The 20,144-nt window shown below is 73.4% G+C and carries 15 protein-coding genes and 1 pseudogene; 9 read left to right on the top strand and 7 right to left on the bottom strand.

Translation table 11 applies throughout. The annotated features are described in order from the left end of the window. Positions 1–111: 111 nt before the first annotated feature. Positions 112–1,893, bottom strand: coding sequence for a 3-hydroxyacyl-CoA dehydrogenase family protein (locus ABZ693_RS11730; protein WP_359875674.1), 1,782 nt, complete (start codon positions 1,891–1,893; stop codon positions 112–114). 468 nt (positions 1,894–2,361) lie between these two features. Between ABZ693_RS11730 and ABZ693_RS11725 the strand changes: the two are divergent. Both ABZ693_RS11725 and ABZ693_RS11720 read left to right on the top strand, forming a co-directional pair. Further along, positions 2,362–2,979, top strand: a pseudogene (locus ABZ693_RS11725) (HEAT repeat domain-containing protein); the annotation flags it as partial. A 6-nt stretch (positions 2,980–2,985) separates the two neighbouring features. Further along, positions 2,986–3,438 carry a GNAT family N-acetyltransferase gene (locus ABZ693_RS11720; RefSeq protein WP_359875694.1) on the top strand — a complete coding sequence of 151 codons (453 nt, stop codon included), beginning with the start codon at positions 2,986–2,988 and terminating at the stop codon, positions 3,436–3,438. A gap of 255 nt (positions 3,439–3,693) precedes the next feature. On the opposite strand, the gene ABZ693_RS11715 is transcribed toward ABZ693_RS11720, so the two are convergent. The 3 genes from ABZ693_RS11715 to ABZ693_RS11705 all read right to left on the bottom strand — a co-directional run bounded on the left by ABZ693_RS11715 (position 3,694) and on the right by ABZ693_RS11705 (position 5,888). Next, complete coding sequence (locus tag ABZ693_RS11715) at positions 3,694–3,897, bottom strand: hypothetical protein (protein WP_359875673.1); 204 nt, start codon at positions 3,895–3,897, stop codon at positions 3,694–3,696. 142 nt (positions 3,898–4,039) lie between these two features. Further along, positions 4,040–4,228, bottom strand: coding sequence for a hypothetical protein (locus ABZ693_RS11710; RefSeq protein WP_359875672.1), 189 nt, complete (start codon positions 4,226–4,228; stop codon positions 4,040–4,042). A gap of 28 nt (positions 4,229–4,256) precedes the next feature. After that, positions 4,257–5,888, bottom strand: coding sequence for an alpha/beta hydrolase (locus ABZ693_RS11705; RefSeq protein WP_359875671.1), 1,632 nt, complete (start codon positions 5,886–5,888; stop codon positions 4,257–4,259). A 276-nt stretch (positions 5,889–6,164) separates the two neighbouring features. On the opposite strand from ABZ693_RS11705, the gene ABZ693_RS11700 reads away from it, so the two are divergent. Both ABZ693_RS11700 and ABZ693_RS11695 read left to right on the top strand, forming a co-directional pair. After that, on the top strand, positions 6,165–6,608 hold the full coding sequence (locus ABZ693_RS11700) for an SRPBCC family protein (RefSeq protein WP_359875670.1): 444 nt from the start codon (positions 6,165–6,167) through the stop codon (positions 6,606–6,608). Between the two features lie 373 nt (positions 6,609–6,981). After that, positions 6,982–9,525, top strand: a complete 2,544-nt coding sequence (locus ABZ693_RS11695) for an MFS transporter (RefSeq protein WP_359875693.1) — start codon at positions 6,982–6,984, stop codon at positions 9,523–9,525. 21 nt (positions 9,526–9,546) lie between these two features. On the opposite strand, the gene ABZ693_RS11690 is transcribed toward ABZ693_RS11695, so the two are convergent. Then, entirely contained in the window at positions 9,547–10,575 is a 1,029-nt protein-coding gene (locus ABZ693_RS11690; protein ID WP_359875692.1) for a hypothetical protein, read from the bottom strand. 325 nt (positions 10,576–10,900) lie between these two features. On the opposite strand from ABZ693_RS11690, the gene ABZ693_RS11685 reads away from it, so the two are divergent. From ABZ693_RS11685 to ABZ693_RS11665, 5 genes are all read left to right on the top strand, one after another. Further along, positions 10,901–11,734 (top strand): M55 family metallopeptidase, encoded by an 834-nt coding sequence (locus ABZ693_RS11685; RefSeq protein WP_359875669.1) that lies wholly within the window; start codon positions 10,901–10,903, stop codon positions 11,732–11,734. Beyond that, on the top strand, positions 11,727–13,061 hold the full coding sequence (locus ABZ693_RS11680; protein WP_359875668.1) for a M20/M25/M40 family metallo-hydrolase: 1,335 nt from the start codon (positions 11,727–11,729) through the stop codon (positions 13,059–13,061). Before ABZ693_RS11685 ends, ABZ693_RS11680 begins: the two co-directional genes overlap by 8 nt. A gap of 96 nt (positions 13,062–13,157) precedes the next feature. Then, positions 13,158–15,146: a prolyl oligopeptidase family serine peptidase gene (locus ABZ693_RS11675; RefSeq protein ID WP_359875667.1), complete on the top strand. Its 1,989-nt coding sequence runs from the start codon at positions 13,158–13,160 to the stop codon at positions 15,144–15,146. After that, the gene (locus tag ABZ693_RS11670; RefSeq protein WP_359875666.1) at positions 15,143–16,075 is read left to right on the top strand and encodes a S66 peptidase family protein; all 933 of its coding nucleotides are present in this window, start codon (positions 15,143–15,145) and stop codon (positions 16,073–16,075) included. Before ABZ693_RS11675 ends, ABZ693_RS11670 begins: the two co-directional genes overlap by 4 nt. A gap of 186 nt (positions 16,076–16,261) precedes the next feature. Further along, entirely contained in the window at positions 16,262–18,046 is a 1,785-nt protein-coding gene (locus ABZ693_RS11665; protein WP_359875665.1) for a CocE/NonD family hydrolase, read from the top strand. A 74-nt stretch (positions 18,047–18,120) separates the two neighbouring features. Here the strand turns inward: ABZ693_RS11665 and ABZ693_RS11660 are convergent, their stop codons facing one another. Together ABZ693_RS11660 and ABZ693_RS11655 are read right to left on the bottom strand one after the other, a co-directional pair. Beyond that, positions 18,121–19,233 (bottom strand): adenosine deaminase, encoded by a 1,113-nt coding sequence (locus ABZ693_RS11660; RefSeq protein WP_359875664.1) that lies wholly within the window; start codon positions 19,231–19,233, stop codon positions 18,121–18,123. 77 nt (positions 19,234–19,310) lie between these two features. Beyond that, on the bottom strand, positions 19,311–20,084 hold the full coding sequence (locus tag ABZ693_RS11655; RefSeq protein WP_359875663.1) for a GntR family transcriptional regulator: 774 nt from the start codon (positions 20,082–20,084) through the stop codon (positions 19,311–19,313). Positions 20,085–20,144: the final 60 nt, after the last annotated feature.

The following is a 20,144-nucleotide window of genomic DNA, read 5'->3' as shown; positions in this document are numbered from 1 at the left end:
GACGGGGGAGGGGTGCCCGGCCCGGCACCGGTGGTGCCCGACGGGCTGAGCAGCCCTCCCCATCGTCCGTACGGCCTCTCGTGCCTTCCTCCGTGCGACTCCGGCCGGGCCTCAGCGGCGGGCATATTCGCGGAAGCCGCGGCCCGTCTTGCGGCCGAGGCAGCCCGCGGCCACCAGGTGCTCGAGGAGCGGGGCCGGGGCCAGGCCCGGGTCGCGGAACTCGCGGTGCAGCACCTTCTCGATGGCCAGGGAGACGTCGAGGCCGACCACGTCGAGCAGTTCGAACGGCCCCATCGGGTAGCCGCCGCCGAGCTTCATCGCGGTGTCGATGTCGTCGAGCGTCGCGTAGTGCTCCTGGACCATCTTGACCGCGTTGTTGAGGTAGGGGAACAGCAGCGCGTTGACGATGAAGCCGGCGCGGTCGCCGCAGTCCACCGGGTGCTTGCGGACCTTGGTGGTGACCTCGCGGACGGTGGCGTGGACATCGTCGGCGGTCAGCACCGTACGGACGATCTCCACCAGCTTCATCGCGGGCGCCGGGTTGAAGAAGTGCATGCCGATGACGTCCTGCGGGCGGCTCGTGGCCCGGGCGCAGGCGATGACGGGCAGCGAGGAGGTCGTGGTGGCGAGCACCGCGCCCGGCTTGCAGATCTTGTCGAGGCGGGCGAAGAGCTCCTGCTTGATCTCCAGGTCCTCGGCGACCGCCTCGACCGCCAGGTCGACGTCGGCGAAGGCGTCGAGGGCACCGGCGGGGCTGATCCGGGCCAGTGTCTCGTCGCGCGCCTCGCCCGTCATGCGGCCCTTGTCGACCGAGCGGGCCAGGGACTTCGCGATCCGGGCCTTGGCGGTGTCCGCCTTCTCCTGTGAACGGGCGGCGAGGACCACGTCGTAACCGGCCTTCGCGAAGACCTCGGCGATGCCGGAGGCCATGGTGCCGGAGCCGGCGACGCCGACCGAGCGGACCTCGCGGCCCGCGCCCGCGGCTTCCGCCGCCCGCGGGGTGAGCGCGTCGGGGACGGTGGTGGCGGAGCCCGGGCCCTCGTACGTGTAGAAGCCGCGGCCCGCCTTGCGGCCGGTCAGGCCGGCCTCGCTGAGCTGCTTCAGGATCGGGGCGGGGGCGTGCAGCCGGTCGTGAGAGGCGGCGTACATCGCGTCGAGGACGGTCCGGGCGGTGTCGATGCCGATCAGGTCGAGCAGCGCGAGCGGGCCCATCGGCAGTCCGCAGCCGAGCTTCATCGCGGCGTCGATGTCCTCGCGGGAGGCGTAGTGGGCCTCGTACATCGCGGCGGCCTGGTTGAGGTAGCCGAAGAGCAGCCCGTCGGCGACGAAGCCGGGCCTGTCGCCGACCGCCACGGGCTCCTTGCCGAGCTCCTGCGCGAGCCGGGTGACGGCGTCGACGGCGCGCGGGTCGGTCAGCACCGAGGAGACGACCTCGACCAGCTTCATGGCCTGGACGGGGGCGAAGAAGTGCAGGCCGAGCACCCGCTCGGGGTGGGCCGAGTCGGCGGCGAGCCGGGTCACGGACAGCGCGTTGGTGCCGGTGGCGAGGATCGCGTCGGGGCGGACGATGCCGTCGAGGGCCCGGAAGACCTCCTGCTTGGTCTCGTACGACTCGGGCACGACCTCGATCACGAGGTCGGCGCCGGCGGCCGCTTGGAGGTCGGAGGAGGTACGGAACCGGGCGAGCGTGCTCTGCCGCTCCTCCTCGGTGACGCGGCCTCGGGCCACGGCGCGGGTGGTGGAGTTCTCGAGCGCGGTGACGGCCCGGGCGGCCGCGGCGTCGCTGATGTCGATGCCGACGACCTCGCGGCCGGCACGGGCCAGGATGTCGGCGATGCCCGAGCCCATGGTGCCGAGGCCGACGACGGCGATGGTGGAGAGAGGGGTGTCCATCAGGGGACTCCTGGGAGGAAGAGTGACGACTGAGGCGTGCGGAGGCGCGCGCGGAGCACGTTCGGCGCATGCGCGGAGTGCGTACGAGCGGAGTGCGTACGAGCGGCGTACGCGCGCGGGGTGTACGTACGAGCGGAGTGCGTACGCGACGGTGCGTACGAAGGGCGTGTACGGGGACGGAACGCGCGCGGGCGTGAACGCGGAGGGGCGGGCGCGCAAGGATGCGCGGAAATGCGCGCGGGCGTGCGAGAGATGCGTGAGGGTGTGCGAAAGCGTGGTGTACGCCGCCGTGCTGCCCTGCGGAAAAGCGACGGACCCGGTCCCGGGGTCACGCCTGAAATACCGAACCGACAAACAACCACAACGGCTGCGTCACCAGGCCGTCGTGGGGAGTGCGGGGGGTGGCCCGCTCACCTGAGACTAACCGGCGAGTAACGAGCGCGCCAGTCCCGGGAAGTCGAGGAATATGTGATCTGGGTCGCGGATAGGCTCCGGAATATGAATTCCAGCGCGGATCCCGAATTCTGCTCGATGATCGATCGTTTGCGGGAAGAGATCGGAATGGGCGGCGGCGCGGTCCCGGCGGCATTCGAGGAACTCGCCGGACCCGTCGGGACGGAGGAGCTCCACCAGGCGCTCACCGCCCCCGGACAGCCGCTCTGGGCCCGGGAGATCGCCGCCTTCCGGCTCGGCCTCGCCGGCGATCCGCGGGCCTTCGAGGCCCTGGTGCTCCTCCTCAACCACCGTGACCCCGAGCGCTGTGTCTCCGCCGCCTATGCCCTGAGCCGGCTCGGCGACCCGCGTACAGCCCGCGCCGCCGCCGCGCTCGCCACCAACGAACTGCGCGTCGCGTACGCCCTGTTGCCGGTCCGTCTGCTGGCCGACCTGCGGGCCCCCGAGAGCGTGCCCGCTCTCGTCGCCGTCCTGGAACGCCGCCTCGCTCCCGGCGACCCCCACTGGCGCGTCGGCCTCGCCTGCGTGGAGGGCCTGGGGGCGCTGGGCGATCCCGCCGCCCGCGAGGTCCTTCAAGCGGCCCTGCCCCACCCGAGGTTCGGCGCCGCGGCGCGTGCGGCGATCGGCCGGCTCGGCGAGGTGAGCCTGCGCCTGCTCGGCGCGGCCGACTGGCCGTTGTGGCGGGAAGCGCGCCTGACGGCACTCGGCGACGCGCCGCACGCCTTCACGGCCCGGCTCGCCGACTGGGACGACGGCGGCGAGAGCCGCTGGCGCGAACGGCTCGCGCTGCCGGACGCCCACAACCTCGTCGCCCTGCTGGACGGCGACATCGTGGGGATGGCCGCCGGCATGCCCGGTGACGGGCCCGACGCGCGCCGACTCCGCTCGGTGTGGGTGAGCCCCCGCGTACGCGGCCGGGGCGTCGCGGACCGGCTGGTCGCCGAGGTCGCGTCCTGGGCGAGCCGGTCCGGCGCGACCCGGCTCACCCTCGCCGTACTCCCCGCCAACACGGCCGCCTTGGCGCTCTACCGGCGTCACGGCTTCACCGTGGTGACGGAAGGACGCGAGACGGTGATGAGCAAGGAGCTGTGAGGCGTACGGCGCCGGGAGGATCGGACGCTAGGGCCTTTCTTTTGGATCTTGCTGGGCTCGCGTGCCCCGGCACGCGCTCCCCCGTAGCCCTTCGGGCACGGGAGGTACCCCCACGCCGCGTTGTCGTCGGTCGCCAACTCCCCCGTAGCCCTTCGGGCACGGGAGGTACCCCCACCGCGTTGTCTCCCTCCTCCGCCTTGCGATCACACGCACCGGACCCCGCTCCCTGATCCAGCCTGATCCAAAAGAAAGGCCCTAGTCGTCGTTTCCGTTGCTTGAGTTCGCGTTCCCGTTCTGCTTGCGGTTCCTCCGCTGGACGTCGCGTACGCCCTCGCCCGCCGCCAGCGTCACGGCGGCGGCGCCCCGGACCCACCGGGGACCGCCCCGGGACGCCCAGACGACACACACGCACCCCGCGACGGCCAGTACGAGGACGCCGATCAGGACGAACACGATCATGCCCGTCACCACCCTTCATCGTTCACTTCCGTGGTCCCCGCCATCCTCTCAGCCGGGTCCGGGGCGCAGGGTGCCGTGGCGGACGGAGTTCGCCTCGTCGCCCTCAAAGTGATGGCTCCCGCATGGCTGATCTCGCCACGTTTCAGGGCCGGTTGGCGGGGGCGGAGGCCGCCGCCTTGTCCGCGGCACCTGGCCGGGCGACGCCATCGACCGCGACGCGGATGCCGAAGACCCGGTCGTGACCGGTCCAACCGTTCACGCGCCCCCGGTCGTTGCTGATCTGCACGCGCTTGTGGGCCGGATCGAGGGCGGACACCAGATGGAGATACACGGTTCCGGCGACGCGCGCCGGCCCTCCGTCAGTGCTCGTGGCCGAGCACCCCGTGCAGCGTCGCACCGGGCGACCCCGACGCCCCCGTCGCTCCGGTCGGCGCGGCGTCTGCGCTTGCCGCGCCCTGCTTCACGGGCTCCGGTTCCGGGGCCGGTTCCGGGAGCCGCTCGCAGAAGGCGTCCGCCTCGGCGCCCTCGGCCCCGCGCGGGACCTCGCCGGTGGCGAGATAGGTGATCAGATGGTCGTCCATGCAGTCGTTCCCGCCCAGGGTCACGCCGTGGTTGCCCCCGCCCTGCTCGACGACGAGGCTGGAGCGCCGGACCATCCGGTGCAGCGCGGCCGCGCCCTCGAACGGCGTGGCGGCGTCGTTCGTCGCCTGGAGGATCAGAGTCGGCGGCAGCTGGTCGTTGGTGACGTCCGGCGGGGTCAGCGAGGGGACCGGCCAGAAGGCGCACGGCGCGTTGTACCAGGTGTTGTTCCAGGTGTAGAAGGGCGCCTTGGCGTACGTGTTCCAGGCGTCCTCGCGCCACCCGCTCCACTTCTTCGGCCACTGCGCGTCCCGGCACTGCACGCTCGTGTAGACGGAGTAGCCGTTGTCGGCGGCGGCGTCCGCCGCGCCGTGCTTCTCGTACGCCTTCACCAGCGGGGCGCTGTCGTGGTCGACGGCGTACGCCGAGAACGCCGCCGCGAGCGCCGGCCAGTAGCCGTCGTAGTAGCCGCCCGGCAGGAAGGTGTCCTCCAGCTCGCTCGCCCCGACCTTGCCGGCGGCCGGCTTCGCGAGCAGCTCGTCCCGCATCCGGTACCAGGCGGCCTCGACGTTCTCCGGGTTGGCGCCGAGCCGGTAGACGTCGTCGTGCCGCGCCACCCAGGCCGCGAACGCCTTGTGGCGCGCGTCGAAGGCGTGGTTCTGCGCGATGTTGTCCTCGTACCAGACGCCCCGCGGGTCGACCACCGAGTCCAGCGCCATGCGGCGCACCCGCTCGGGGTAGAGGCGCGCGTACACGGCGCCGAGGTAGGTGCCGTACGAATAGCCGAGGTAGTTGATCCGGGGCGCGCCGAGTGCCCGGCGGACGGCGTCCATGTCCCGGGCCGTGGAGCGGGTGTCGATGTACGGCAGGATGTCGGCGTACTTGTCGCCGCACGCCTTCGCGAAGGACCGGGCGCGCTCCAGGTTCGCCTTCTCGCCCTCGGCGCCGCGCGGTACGGAGTCCGGGCGGACCGGGTCGAAGTAGCCGGGAAGGCAGTCCAGGGCGGGTTCGCTCTTGCCGACGCCGCGCGGGTCGAAGCCGATCACGTCGTACTGCGCGATCACCTTCGCGGGCAGCATGGCCGCCACGTATCCGGCCAGTCCGCGTCCGCTGCCGCCCGGCCCGCCGGGGTTGACCAGGAGCGGGCCCTGGTACGTGGCGGCCGTGTGGGCGATCCGGGTGAGGGCGAGCGAGATCTTCCGCCCCGCCGGGTCGTCGTGGTTCAGCGGCACTTTCAGGGTGGCGCACTGGAGTTTCGGATAGGCCCGGGTGCCGCAGTCGGTCCAGGTCAGCGAGGTGACGGGCCGGGTGGTCGGCCCGGGCTCGGCGGCGGAGGCGGGGCCGGGCAGGACGGTGACCGTCCCCGCGACCAGGGCCCCCGCGGCGATCAGCTTGCCTGCGCGTGGTTTCATACGGCGTCCGTGCCCCGCCCATGGCCCGGAGGGACGGGTTCCGCCCGGACTTGACCCGTTCGGAGGACGTGACACGCCGTCAGAAAGATGTGGGTGCGGCCGAGTCGGAGCGCGCGGGCCCGGGGCGGGTGCCCGGTCTGCCTCACACGGGGCCGAGTGGCCCGGGACCGTGCGTGCGGGCCCGGGGACGGCCAGGATTTGGGGCCCCGCCGCGCAGGTGATTGGCTTGACTCGTACCCCCTGAGAGCACCACGAGAACAACCTGGAGGAAGTGCCATGGCGCAGGTCGAGGCCACGACGGAGCGGATCATCGCCGCCGACGCGGGCACCGTGTTCGACGCTCTCGCCGACTACCGCGGCACGCGCGCGAAGCTGCTGCCGGAGCAGTTCAGCGAGTACGAGGTACGCGAGGGCGGCGACGGCGCGGGCACCCTGGTGCACTGGAAGCTCCAGGCCACCAGCAAGCGGGTGCGCGACTGCCTGCTTGAGGTCACCGAGCCCTCCAGCGGACAGCTGGCCGAGAAGGACCGCAACTCCTCCATGGTCACCACCTGGACGGTGACCCCGGCGGGCGAGGGCCGCTCCAAGGCCGTCGTCACCACCGTCTGGAACGGCGCCGGCGGCATCGGCGGCTTCTTCGAGCGGACCTTCGCCCCCAAGGGCCTCGGCCGCATCTACGACGCCGTGCTCGCGCGGCTCGCCGCCGAGGTCGAGAAGTAGACCGGAGCACGTCCGGACCCCCGTCGTCACCCGTAGGGGTCACCCGAGCGGAACGGCGGCCCGGGAAGTAGCCCCGGCGAACCAGAACCGGGAAGTAACGCCCGGAGCTGTCACCGATTCGAGTGGTTTCCCCGCGGCCTCCGCCAGAGCGCCGGGGGCGTGCGGGGGTCGCTCTTCACTTTATAAACGTGCTGATGAGCGCCCCGCGTACGCCGTCGCTCTACGCCCTCCCACCCCTCACGCCCCCGCTCTCCCCGTCATCTCGGCCGTACGCCGGCCCCGCGCGCCCGGCGAACAATGACCGGCGCAGAGGTCGTGACGAGGGGAGCGGTACGTGGGTGCGCGCACGAAAGCGGAGGACGCCGAGGGGACCATGACGGTCCTCGCGGACGGACCGCCGGCCGGGGAGGGACCGGGCCACGAGGGGGAGCCGTCCTTCCCGTGGGACCAGGAGTCCCGGTGGGATCCGACGGCGCCCGAACCGGAGGCGGACCCCGGACCGGCGTCGGCCGCCCCTGAAACGGAGGGCCCCGGGGCGGCGGGCCCCGACACGGGTCCGGCGGCCCATCCGGGGGAGGCCCTCGACCCGCGCCGTGTCCGGCTGGTCTTCATCGGCCTCATGCTCGCGCTGCTCCTCGCCGCGCTGGAGCAGATGATCGTCGCCACCGCCCTGCCGAAGATCGTCGGCGAGCTGCAGGGCCTGGACCGGATGTCCTGGGCGATCACCGCGTACCTGCTGACCTCCACCGTCGGCCTGCCCGTCTACGGCAAGCTCGGCGACCTCCTCGGCCGCAAGGGCGTCTTCCTCTTCGCGATCGTCGTCTTCGTGATCGGGTCCGGCCTGGCCGGCTGGTCGCACACGATGGACCAGCTCATCGCCTTCCGCGCCCTCCAGGGCGCGGGCGCCGGCGGGCTGATGATCGGCGTCCAGGCGATCATGGCCGACATCGTGCCCGCCCGGGAGCGCGGCCGCTACATGGGCCTCATCGGCGCGGCCTTCGGCCTCGCCTCCGTCGCCGGACCGCTGCTCGGCGGTTTCTTCACCGACCACCTCTCGTGGCGCTGGTGCTTCTACTTCAACGTGCCCTTCGGCCTGGTCACCCTCGCCGTCGTCGCCGTCGTCCTGAAGCTGCCCCGGCCCGCCGCCCGGGCCCGCTTCGACGTCCTCGGCGCCCTGCTGCTCGCCGCCGCCTCCACCTGTCTGGTGCTGCTGACGACCTGGGGCGGCACCGAGTACGCGTGGGGCTCCAAGGTCATCCTCGGGCTCGGCTGCGGCGCCGGCGCGGCCGCGCTGCTCTTCCTGGTCGTCGAGCGCTTCGCGCGCGAACCGCTCATCCCGCTGCGGCTGTTCCGTGACTCCGTCTTCACCGTCACCAGCCTCGTCGGCGCCGTCGTCGGCATCGCCCTCTTCGGCGCGGCCAGCTACCTGCCGACCTTCCTCCAGATGGTCGAGGGTGCCACCGCGACCGAATCCGGTCTGCTGATGCTCCCGCTCATGGGCGGCATCGTCGTGGCCTCCGTCGTATCCGGCCAGCTCATCAGCCGCACCGGCCGCTACAAGATCTACCCGGTGCTCGGCAGCGCCGTCGCGACGGCCGGGATGTGGCTGCTGTCCCGTATGGACACCGACACCCCGCGCATCGAGTACAGCCTCTGGCAGGCCGTCCTCGGCGTCGGCATCGGCCTGATCATGCCGGTCCTGGTCCTCGCGGTGCAGAACTCCGTACGCCCCGCCGACCTCGGCACCGCCACCAGCGCCCACAACTACTTCCGCCAGATCGGCGGCAGTGTCGGTGCCGCGATCTTCGGCACCCTCTTCGCCTCGCGGCTCGCCGACGCCCTCGCCGAGCGGCTGCCCCGGGACGGCGCCGACGCGCTGCCGCCCGCCGACTCGATCACCCCGCAGGTGGTCCACGCGCTGCCGCCCGCGCTGCGCGACGCCTTCGTCCAGGCATATGCCGACGCGATGCCGCGGATCTTCCTCTACCTCGTGCCGGTCCTCGCGCTCGGCCTCGTCCTCGCCTTCTTCCTCAAGGAGAAACCGCTGGTGTCCCACCCCACCCCCGCCACCGAGGCCCCCCTCGCCCCCGTCCCGCAGCCCCGGGACATCACCTACGACCCGGTCACGGCCGTCCCGGCGGCCGCCGTCGCGCCGCTCGCCGGGGTGCCCGTCTGCGGCACCGTCCGGCACCACGACGGCAGCCGGGTCCCGCGCGCCGCGCTCACCCTCATCGACGTCCAGGGCCGCCAGATCGGCCGCGGCGCGAGCGTCGACGACGGGCGGTACGCGCTGAGCGTGCCCGGCCCCGGCGCGTACGTCCTGATCGCCGCCGCCGGCGGCCACCAGCCGCAGGCCGTCTCCGTCACCGTCGGCGAACGGCCGGTCGACCTCGATGTCGTGCTCGGCGGCGCGGGCCGGCTCGCCGGTGCCGTCGTCACCGCCGACGGCACCCCGGTCCGGGACGCCACCGTCACCCTCACGGACGTACGCGGCGAGGTCGTCGCCGCCACCCGCAGTGGCCGCGAGGGCGGCTACGTGATCGGCGAACTGGTCGCCGGCGAGTACACCCTCGCCGCCAGCGCTCCCGCCTTCCGCCCCGCCGCGCTGCCGGTCAGCGTGCAGGCCTCGCGCGAGACCCGCCAGGACATCGAACTGGCGGGCGGCGCGGTGCTGCGCGGAACGGTCCGGGCGGGCGGCGGGCGTCCCGTCGAGGACGCCCGCGTGACCCTGCTCGACGCGGCCGGCAACGTCGTCGACACCTTCATCACCGGCGCCGACGGAAGCTTCCGCTTCATCGACCTGTCCTCGGGCGAGTACACGGTCATCGCCGCGGGCTACCCGCCGGTCGCGACCGTCCTCCAGGTGGCCGGCGGCGGCCGCACCGAGCGCGACCTGCTGCTCGGCCACCAGGACTAGGTCATCGCAGGATCAGCACGATCAGGAGGCGTCGGTCGCCTTGCGCAGCGCGCTGATGCAGGCGCCGATCGCCTCCTGGAGGGCCTCCAGGCGCTGGACCATGTCGGCCTCGAGGACGTCCTCCTCCAGGACCTCGTCCAGGGTCAGCTCCTCGAAGACCTTCGTGGCCTTCTGGAGGCTGTTGTAGAACTTCGCCCGGCGCTCCTGGACCCGCAGCGCCGGGTCCTCCTCCACGGCCTTCACGACCAGCGACTTCACCGTGTCATATGCCTCGCCGGCCCACTCGCCGGCCTCTTCCGAGTCGTCCAGCTCGTCGATCAGCGACAGGTGGCGCTCGGCCTCGGCGCGCAGCTCCGGCGACGCGTCGAGCTTCTGCCCGGCCGGCGTCCGGACCTGTCCGCCCTCGGCGATCTGGCGCACGTACTCGATCCGGTCGGCCGCCTTCGCCTCCTGCGCCACCGCCTTCTTCAGCTCGCCGGTCCGGGCGATGGCCCGGGCCATCTCGGTCTGGAGCGCCGCGTCCTCCTTCATCCGGTCGAGGAGCGCGCCCCGGGCCGCCTCGGCCGTGCCCGGGTCGGCGAGGATCGCGGCGCGCAGCGCGGTCGGGTTCTCGGCCACCTCCAGCGCCTTCGTCGCCTTGATGCCCTCCGCCTCCGCCGCAGCCGTGATCGCGTGACCCCGCACGGACGTGGCGCTGGAGCGCGAGGAGTAGTACGACAGCCAGACGTCGGCCTCGGGTAGCTCGACGTCCTCACCCGGGACCAGCGCCTCGAACTGCGGCACCAGGCCGTCGTCGGCGGCCATGTCCCACGCCTTGTAGTAGCGCATGACGCGCTCGGCGGAGCAGCCCGCCAGCTCGGCGAACGCCTTCGCCGACACCTTGTCGGAACCCTCGGCCGGCTGTCCGCCGGGCCGTACGCTGCGCGCCACCTTCAGCGCGAACGTCCAGCCGCCCGTGCGCGCGTACACGCCGAAGTCCCGGGCGTCGCGGACCACGGCCTCGGCGACGTCCTGCGCGACGGGCTCGACCCACTCACCGGTGTCGAGCAGGGGAGCGAGCGAAAGGTCCGCCCCCGGCTCGGCCGCGGGGGCGGGGACCGGCGCCGTGACCTGCTCGGCCGCGGGCTCGACGGGGATCTCGGACAGGGAGGGGGACGTGGTCACCGAAGGGTCTCCTGGAGTCGGGGCACGGATTCGGGGCGGAATCCGCACCTGTCAGCGTATACGTGCGGGATGAAATGATTCGCCCGATTCCCCGGGTGGCCGGACGTCCGGCGGTTGGCGCACCACCGGCAACGGTCCCCGAGGGGCCGGGCCTTCGACACTTTTCCACAGGGGTGGTGGGGGCCGTGGGTCGGCGCGTACGGTGCCTGGCATGAAGATCCTGATCAGCGCCGACATGGAAGGCGCCACCGGTGTGACCTGGCCCGCCGACGTGCTGCCGGGGACACCGCAGTGGGAGCGATGTCGCTCCCTGTTCACCTCGGACGTCGACGCGGCGGCGCGGGGCTTCCTCGACGGCGGCGCCGACGAGGTGCTGATCAACGAGGCGCACTGGACCATGCGCAACCTGCTGCTCGAACAGCTCGACGAGCGCGCCGAAATGCTGACCGGGCGCCACAAGTCGCTGTCCATGGTCGAGGGCGTCCAGCACGGTGACGTCGACGGCATCGCCTTCGTCGGCTACCACACCGGGGCGGGCGCCGAGGGCGTCCTGGCGCACACCTACCTCGCCAACTCGATCACCGGCGTCTGGCTCGACGGGGTGCGGGCCAGCGAGGGCCTGCTCAACGCGCGCGTGGTCGCCGAGTTCGGGGTCCCCGTCATCCTCGTCACCGGAGACGACCTGACCTGCGAGGACGCCCTCGGCTACGCGCCGGAGGCGCACAAGGTCGCGGTCAAGGACCATGTGTCGCGGTACGCGGCCGTCTGCCGCACCCCCGCCCGTACCGCCGCCGACATCCGTGCGGCGGCCGAGAAGGCGGTCTCCCTCGCCGTGCGCCACGAACCGGTGCAGGCCGGGCCTTTCACGATGGAGCTGGAGTTCGACGCGGAGCACCTGGCCGGCGCTGCCACCGTGGTGCCCGGCACGGAGCGGAGCGGCGAGCGGCGCGTCGCCTACACCAGCGAGACGATGTACGAGGCGATTCGCACGTTCAAGGCGGTCACCACGATCGTGTCCGCCGCTGTGGAGGAGCAGTATGGCTGAGGAACAGCGCGGCCCGGACACGACGGCACTCGACGAGGTGGTCACCTTCACCTCCGAGCTGATCCGGATCGACACCACCAACCGGGGCGGCGGCGACTGCCGCGAGCGCCCCGCCGCCGAGTACGTGGCGGAGCGGCTCGCGGGCGCGGGCCTGGAGCCCACGCTCCTGGAGCGCACCCCCGGCCGTACCAACGTCGTCGCCCGCATTCCCGGCACCGACCCGACGGCCGACGCGCTGCTCGTCCACGGTCACCTGGACGTCGTGCCCGCCGAGGCCGCCGACTGGACCGTGCACCCGTTCTCCGGCGAGGTGCGCGACGGTGTCGTGTGGGGGCGGGGCGCCGTCGACATGAAGAACATGGACGCGATGGTGCTGTCCGTCGTCCGGTCCTGGGCCCGTGAGGGGTTCCGGCCGCGCCGCGACATCGTCCTCGCGTACACCGCCGACGAGGAGGCGAGCGCCGAGGACGGCTCCGACTTCCTCGCCGACCGGCACCGCGACCTCTTCGAGGGCTGCACGGAGGGCATCAGCGAGTCCGGCGCCTACAGCTTCCACCCGGAACCGGGCCTGACGATCTACCCGATCGCCGCCGGGGAGCGCGGCACCGCCTGGCTCAAGCTCACCGCCCGCGGCCGGGCCGGACACGGCTCCAAGGTCAACACCGCCAACGCGGTCACCCGGCTCGCCGAGGCCATCACCCGGATCGGCGCCCACCAGTGGCCCGTCCGGCTCACCCCGACCGTGCGGGCCGCGCTCGCCGGGCTGGCCGCGCTGTACGGCATCGACACCGATGTCGACGCCCCCGACTTCGACACCGACCTGCTCCTGGACAAGCTGGGCCCGGCCGCCGCGCTCGTCGAGGCCACCGTCCGCAACAGCGCCAATCCGACGATGCTGGAGGCCGGCTACAAGGTCAACGTCATCCCGGGCCAGGCCGTCGCCTATGTCGACGGGCGGATGCTGCCCGGCGCCGAGGAGGAGTTCGTCGAGACGATGGACCGGCTCACCGGCCCCGACGTCGCGTGGGAGTTCCACCACCGCGAGGTGCCGCTCCAGGCGCCGGTCGACTCGCCCACCTTCGCCAAGCTGCGCGCCGCCGTGGAGCACTTCGACCCGGCCGGGCACGTCATCCCCTTCTCCATGACCGGCGGCACCGACGCCAAGCAGTTCTCCCGGCTCGGCATCACCGGCTACGGCTTCACCCCGCTGAAGCTGCCCCCGACGCTCGACTACGGCGCGCTGTTCCACGGCGTCGACGAGCGCGTCCCCGTCGACGCCCTCCACTTCGGCGTCCGCGTCCTCGACCGCTACCTCCGGTCCGCCTGACGCGCCGGCCGGACCCGCCCCGCCCGTTCACTCGCACACCGACGCACGCACTCGCTCATCCGCATCGCTCGCATGACCCGTACAGGGGGGAACCTGATGGCATCCACGGCCACCTACGGCAGCTGGCCGTCACCCATCGACGCGGCCTTGGCCGCGGCGCACGACGGCCGGCCCGATTTCGTCGGCTTCGTCGGCGACGAGGTGTGGTGGACCGCACCGCGTCCCGCCGAGGGCGGCCGGCGCGCCCTGGTGCGCCGCCACCCCGACGGCGTCGAGGAGTCGGTGCTGCCCGCCCCGTGGAACGTCCGCAGCCGGGTCGTCGAGTACGGCGGACAGCCCTGGGCCGGCACGGTGCGGGCGGACGGTTCGCCGCTCGTCGTCTTCTGCCACCACCCCGACCAGCGGCTGTACGCGTACGAGCCGGACGCCCCGGACGGCGCCCCGCCCCGCCCGCTGACCCCGCTCTCCCCGGTCGGCGACGGACTGCGCTGGGTCGACCCGGTGCTCCGGCCCGAACGGGACGAGGTCTGGTGCGTCCTGGAGGAGTTCACCGGCCCCGCGCCCACCGACGTGCGCCGGGTCATCGCCGCCGTGCCCCTGGACGGCTCCGCCGCCGAGGACCGGACGCGCGTCCGTGAACTGTCCGACGGGCGGCACCGCTTCGTCACCGGCCCCCGGGTCTCGCCCGACGGCCGGCAGGTCGCCTGGATCGGCTGGGACCACCCCCGGATGCCCTGGGACGGCACCGAGGTCCGGCTCGCCGGCGTCACCGACGACGGCGCCTTCACCGAGGCCCGGACCGTCGCCGGCGGACCCGAGGAGTCCGTGCCTCAGATCGGCTGGACCGCCGACGGCCACCTGCTGCACGTCAGCGACCGCACCGGCTGGTGGAACCTCTACCGCACCGCGCGGGACGGCGGCGAGCCCGTCGCGCTCTGCCCCCGCGAGGAGGAGTTCGCCGGCGCCCTGTGGAAGATCGGCCTCAGCTGGTTCCAGCCGCTCGACAGCGGACTGGTCGCCGTCGTCCACGGCCGCGGCGCCGCCACCCTCGGCATTCTCGACCCCGAGAGCGGCGACCTCGCCGACGCCGTCGGCCCCTGGACCGAGTGGGCCGCGACCCTCGCCGCGCACGGCACCCGCGTCGTCGGCGTCGCCGCCGGACCGCACAGCGGCCACGAGGTCGTCGAACTGGACACCTGCACCGGCTTCGCCCGGGTGATCGGCGCCCCGCACAAGGACGCGGTCGACCCCGCGTACTACCCCGAGCCCGAGGCGCGGACCTTCTCCGGCCCCGGCGGCCGGGAGATCCACGCCCAGGTGTACGCGCCCCGGAACCCCGAGTTCACCGGCCCCGACGACGAGCGGCCGCCGTACGTGATCTGGGCGCACGGCGGTCCGACCGGGCAGGCCCCGCTCGTCCTCGACCTGGAGATCGCCTACTTCACCTCCCGCGGCATCGGCGTCGCCGAGGTCAACTACGGCGGCTCCACCGGGCACGGCCGGGCGTACCGCGAGCGGCTGCGCGAGCAGTGGGGCGTGGTCGATGTCGAGGACTGCGCCGCCGTGGCCACCGCCCTCGCCGCCGAGGGCACCGCCGACCCGGCCCGGCTCGCCGTCCGCGGCGGCAGCGCCGGCGGCTGGACCACCGCCGCGTCCCTCGTCCACAGCGACGTCTACGCCTGCGGCACCATCCTCTATCCCATCCTCGACCCGGCCGCCTGGGCCACCGGCGAGACCCACGATTTCGAATCCCGCTACATGGACTCGCTCATGGGCCCAATCGCCGAGGTCCCCGAGCGCTACCGCGAGCGCTCCCCGCTGGAGCACGTCGACCGGATCACCGCGCCGTTCGTGCTGCTCCAGGGCCTGGACGACGTGATCTGCCCGCCCGCGCAGGCCGAGCGATTCCTCGCCCGGACCGCCGGCCGCGGCGTGCCGCACGCCTCCCTCGCCTTCGAGGGCGAATCGCACGGCTTCCGCAGGGCCGACACCCTGATCCGCGCGCTGGAGGCCGAACTCTCCCTGTACGCCCAGGTCTTCGGACTCGACCGGCCCGACGTCCCCCGGCTGGAGCTGAGGAAATGACCGTCGAGTCACTGGTACGGCCCCGCCGGCTGCGCGCCGGCGACCGGGTCGCGATCGTCGCCCCCAGCGGACCGATCCCCGAGGACCGGCTCCAGGCCGGGCTCGACATCCTGCGCGGCTGGGACCTCGACCCCGTCGTGGCCCCGCACGTCAAGGACACCCACCCGGTCCTCGACTACCTCGCCGGCACGGACGAGGCCCGGGCCCGCGACCTCACCGAGGCGTGGTGCGACCCAGGGATCGCCGCGGTGCTGTGCGCCCGCGGCGGGTACGGTGCCCAGCGCATGGTGGACCTGCTCGACTGGACCGCGATCCGCGCCGCCGGCCCCAAGGTCCTGGTCGGCTACAGCGACATCACCACCCTGCACGAGGCGTTCGCGGTCCGGATGGGCCTGGCCACCCTGCACGGTCCGATGCCGGCGGCCGGGGCCTTCGTCACGAACACCCGCACCCAGGAGTCGCTGCGCGCCACCCTGTTCGAGCCCGAGTCGGTCCGTTCCCTCGGCCTGGAGACCGCGGGCGCCCTGGTGCCCGGCCGGGCGCGCGGCGTCACCCTCGGCGGCTGCGCCAGCCTGCTCGCCGCCGACCTCGGCACCCCGCACGCCCGGCCCTCCGCCCGGGGCGGGCTGCTGCTCCTGGAGGAGGTGGGGGAGGAGCCGTACCGGCTCGACCGGATCCTCACCCAACTCCTGCGCTCCGGCCGGCTGGACGGCGTCGCCGGGATCGGCCTCGGCTCGTGGGAGGAATGCGGTCCGTACGAGGAGGTGCGCGCGCTCCTCGCCGACCGGCTGGGCGGGCTCGGTGTGCCGGTCCTGGAACGCATGGGATTCGGCCACCAGGACGACGCGCCGACCATCCCGTTCGGCATACCCGGGGTGCTGGACGCGGACGCGGGCACGCTCACCCTCGACGTACCGGCGCTGATCTGACACCCGCGGACGGACGCTCCCCGGCCGGGTGCCGGCCGGGGAGCGTCCGTCCGCGTCTTCACCGAACCTCCGTGGACAACCCCGCGCACGCGCGTTGACGCGCTCCTGACACGTGTCCCACGATGGGCCCGGCCCGCACCTACCGCTTGGTAGGTCGTCTCGCGCGTCGTCGGTGTGGAGGTCCTCGTGTCCCGTGCCCTGCCCAGATCACGCAAGCTGTTCGCGCTCACGGCCGGGGCGGCGCTGGCCGCGCCGCTCGCCCTCGCCGTACCCGCCCAGGGCGCGCAGCCCGCACCGGGAAGCCTCGCGGCCGGCACGTACACCGTCACCCCGCTGCACTTCACCGTCCAGGCGGGCGGCCGCGGTTGCGTCGTCGACGCCGACCTCTACCGCCCCGACGGCGTCGACGCCGCTCATCCCGCGCCCGCCGTCCTCGCCACCAACGGCTTCGGCGGCAGCAAGGCCAGTACCGAGGGCATCGGCAAGGCCTTCGCCGCCCGCGGCTACGTCGGCCTCGTCTACTCCGGCCTCGGCTTCGGCAAGAGCGGCTGCCTGATATCCCTCGACGACCCGCGGACCGACGGCGTGGCCGCCGCCGGGCTCGTCGACTTCCTGGCCGGCCGCCGGGCCGCCGACGACGGCACCCGCGCCGACTTCGTCGCCCAGGACGCGCCCGGCGACCCCCGCGTCGGCATGATCGGCGGCTCGTACGGCGGCGCCATCCAGATGGCCACCGCCGCGGCCGATCCCCGCCTCGACGCCCTCGTCCCCTTCATCACCTGGAACGACCTCGCCTACTCCCTCGCCCCGAACAACGCCGACCGGGCCACCCCCGGCGTCTTCAAATGGCAGTGGGCCAACGGCTTCTACCTGATCGGCGAGGGCCAGCCGCTGCTCGAACCCTCCCTCGACCCCAGCCGGATCAACTCCCTGAACTGCCTGCACTTCGTCACCGACGCCTGCGACACCGTCCGGCTGCTCAACTCCGGCACCTACCCGCAGGCCGGCGCCGACAAGATGCTCGCCTACGCCCGCAGCGTCTCCCCGGTCTCGTACCTCGACAAGGTCAAGGCGCCCACCCTCCTCGTCCAGGGCCAGACCGACAGCCTCTTCAACCTCAACGAGGCCCAGCGCAGCTACGACCGGCTGCGCGGACAGGGCGTCGACACGAAGATGATCTGGCAGTCCGCCGGCCACAGCGGCGGACAGAAGCCCGGCGAACTCGACCTCGGCCAGGGGAACCTGGAGACGAGTTACGTCGGACAGCGCGTCCTCGCCTGGTTCGACCGGTATCTGCGCCGCGACCAGGCCGCCGACACCGGGCCCGCCTTCGCGTACTACCGCGACTGGCAGAGCGGCTACGGCACCGCCGCCGAGGTGCCCGCGGCCGGCAGCCGGCTCTACCTGTCCGGCGACGGCGCGCTGGTCGACGACCGCGCCAAGGTGGCCCGGGGCTCGCGGATGTACGCCAACCTGCCGGTGCCCACCAGTCATTCGGAGTTCTCGCTGGCCGGCACCCTGGGGGTGCCCGATCCGCAGCCGTACGACCTGGCAGGCACCTACCTCGGCTGGCGCAGCGCCCCGCTCACCGCCCCCGCCGACCTCGTCGGCTCGCCGCGGGCCACCCTCAAGGTCGCCTCGCCGAGCGCGGCGCGCGTGCAGGACTCCGGTGACGCCGCCGACAAGCTGGTGCTCTTCGCCAAGCTCTACGACGTCGCCCCCGACGGCACCAAGACGCTGGTCAACCGGCTGGTCGCGCCGGTCCGGGTGCCGGACGTGAACCGGGCCTTCACCGTCGAACTGCCCGCGATCGCCCACCGCTACGAGACCGGCCACCGGCTGGAGTTCGTCGTCGCGGCCAGCGACACCGCGTACTTCGGCAACCGGGGCAGCAAGCCGGTGACGGTCACCAGCGCCCCCGAGGACACCGGGACGCTGGACCTGCCGCTGGTGAACGGGCGGGTGGGCTGAGCACGGAAGGACCCAGGTGTACGCGAGGCCCGCGCGGGAGATCCTCCGCGCGGGCCTCGGCTCGCCTCGCGCCGTCAGCTCGCGGCGAGGGCCGCGTACCCCGGCCGGATCAGCTCCTCGATGATCCGCCGGCGCTCCGGCAGCGGCAGGAACGCGGCCTCCACGGCGGCGACCGTGAACTCCTCGAAGACCTCCGGGCCGTACCCGAAGGTGTCCACCAGGTGCTGGAACTCCTCGCCCATGGTGGTACCGGAGACCAGCCGGCCGTCGGTGTTCAGGGTGACCCGGAAGCCGAGGCGGCGCAGCTCGTCGACCGGGTGCGAGGCGTAGTCCTTGGCCGCACCGGTCTGGAGGTTGGAGGTCGGGCAGATCTCCAGCGGGATGCGGTTGTCGCGGACGTACGAGGCGAGCCGCCCCAGCGTGCCGTCCTCGGCGATGTCGTCCGTGATCCGCACGCCGTGCCCGATCCGCTCGGTGCCGCAGACCTGCACGGCCTCGTGGATCGACTCGGCGCCGACGGCCTCGCCCGCGTGGATGGTGAAGTGGCAGTTCTCCTGCTTCAAGTACTGGAAGGCGGGCAGGTGGCGGGCCGGCGGGTTGCCGATCTCGCCGCCGGCGATGTCGAAGCCGACCACGCCGTTGTCGCGGTGCGCCACGGTCAACCGGGCGATCTCCAGCGACCGGTCGGTGTGCCGCATGCCGGTGAGCAGGGTGCGGACCGTGATCCGGCCGCCGGCCTGGCGCTCGCCGGCCCGGAAGCCCGCGTTCACGGCCTCGACGACCTCGTCGAGGGTCAGCCCGCCCTCCAGGTGCTGCTCGGGGGCGTACCGGATCTCGGCGTAGACGATCCCGTCGGCGGCCATGTCCAGGACGCACTCCTCCGCCACCCGCTCCAGGGCCGCGCGGGTCTGCATGACGGCGCAGGTGTGCGCGAAGGTCTCCAGGTACCGCTCCAGCGACCCCGAGTTCGCGGCTTCCCGGAACCATTCCGCCAGCTCGGCCGGGTCCTCGGTGGGCAGCCCGGTGTAGCCGTGGTCCCGCGCCAGCTCGACGATGGTGGCGGCGCGCAGGCTGCCGTCGAGGTGGTCGTGCAGGACGGCCTTCGGGGCCTGCCGGATCCAGTCGGTGACGACGGGGCCGGTCGGGGAGGAGACACCCGTGGCGGTGAGGTTGTCAGACAAGTGCATGGCGCGGAAGTGTACGCCACCCGGGGAGGCGCGCGGGCCCGGGCGCTGGCGACGGGCGCGGGGGTACGGCCCGGGGCTCAGCCGGACTGGACCACGGGCAGCGCGGGCGCACCCGTCGGCAGCATGTGCTTGGCCGCCAGGACCGGGGTGCCGTCGACCCGTACCACCTGGGTCACCAGGACCGCCGGGGTGTCCGCGGGGCGGCCCAGCTGCTCGCCCCGGCGGCGGCCGAGCAGGGTCGCCGTGACGGAGCTGTGCGCGGCCAGCGGCACGCCCCGCGAGGCGGCGGTGAGCACGGCCAGCATCGAGGTGTGACCCGGCCGTTCCTCCCGCCCGGCGGGCGGCGGCGCCGGTGCACGCAGGGCCGCGGCGAAGGCGGGGTGGACCCGTTCCAGGACCTTCTCGGCCGCTGCCCACTCCTGGCTGAGGACGGCCGGGCCGGCCCCGCCGACCAGCACGGATTCCCAGAACCGCAGCTCGGCGCCGGCCGGTGCGAGCAGCTGCTGCGTGGTGAAGTCGGTGGGTTCCTCGACCGTGCGCAGGACGTCCCGCACGCGCAGCGGGGCGGTCGTGCCGAGCAGGTCCTCCAGCGGGCGCAGCCGCTCGAAACCGCGCCGGGGCGGGTGGGCGTTGACCGTCCGGCCGACCCCGCGCCGGACCGTGAGCAGCCCGTCCTCCTGGAGCAGGAGCAGTGCCTCGCGCAGGGCGGGACGGCTGACGCCGAACGCGCCCGCGAGTCTCGGCTCGGAAGGGAGCGTGGAGCCCGGGGGGTAGGTGCCGTCGCGCAGGGCGTCCGCGATCCGCTCGTAGAGCGCGACGACGGGTCGCCGCCCCTGTCCGCCGGCTGCCACGTAACCTCCTGGTGTCCGTCCGGGTGTCTGTCTGGGTGTCCTGCCTGCTGACACGTCGAC

The organism is Streptomyces laurentii, assembly GCF_040635425.1.
Classification (GTDB): Bacteria; Actinomycetota; Actinomycetes; order Streptomycetales; family Streptomycetaceae; genus Streptomyces; species Streptomyces laurentii.
This window is presented reverse-complemented; position numbering and strand designations above follow the sequence as displayed.

Bases quoted from the DNA above. Each gene is read 5' to 3' on its own strand.
- ABZ693_RS11730 (WP_359875674.1), bottom strand. From the start codon at position 1,893: ATGGACACCCCTCTCTCCACCATCGCCGTCGTCGGCCTCGGCACCATG.
- ABZ693_RS11715 (WP_359875673.1), bottom strand. From the start codon at position 3,897: ATGATCGTGTTCGTCCTGATCGGCGTCCTCGTACTGGCCGTCGCGGGG.
- ABZ693_RS11705 (WP_359875671.1), bottom strand. From the start codon at position 5,888: ATGAAACCACGCGCAGGCAAGCTGATCGCCGCGGGGGCCCTGGTCGCG.
- ABZ693_RS11700 (WP_359875670.1), top strand. From the start codon at position 6,165: ATGGCGCAGGTCGAGGCCACGACGGAGCGGATCATCGCCGCCGACGCG.
- ABZ693_RS11695 (WP_359875693.1), top strand. From the start codon at position 6,982: ATGACGGTCCTCGCGGACGGACCGCCGGCCGGGGAGGGACCGGGCCAC.
- ABZ693_RS11685 (WP_359875669.1), top strand. From the start codon at position 10,901: ATGAAGATCCTGATCAGCGCCGACATGGAAGGCGCCACCGGTGTGACC.
- ABZ693_RS11680 (WP_359875668.1), top strand. From the start codon at position 11,727: ATGGCTGAGGAACAGCGCGGCCCGGACACGACGGCACTCGACGAGGTG.
- ABZ693_RS11675 (WP_359875667.1), top strand. From the start codon at position 13,158: ATGGCATCCACGGCCACCTACGGCAGCTGGCCGTCACCCATCGACGCG.
- ABZ693_RS11670 (WP_359875666.1), top strand. From the start codon at position 15,143: ATGACCGTCGAGTCACTGGTACGGCCCCGCCGGCTGCGCGCCGGCGAC.
- ABZ693_RS11660 (WP_359875664.1), bottom strand. From the start codon at position 19,233: ATGCACTTGTCTGACAACCTCACCGCCACGGGTGTCTCCTCCCCGACC.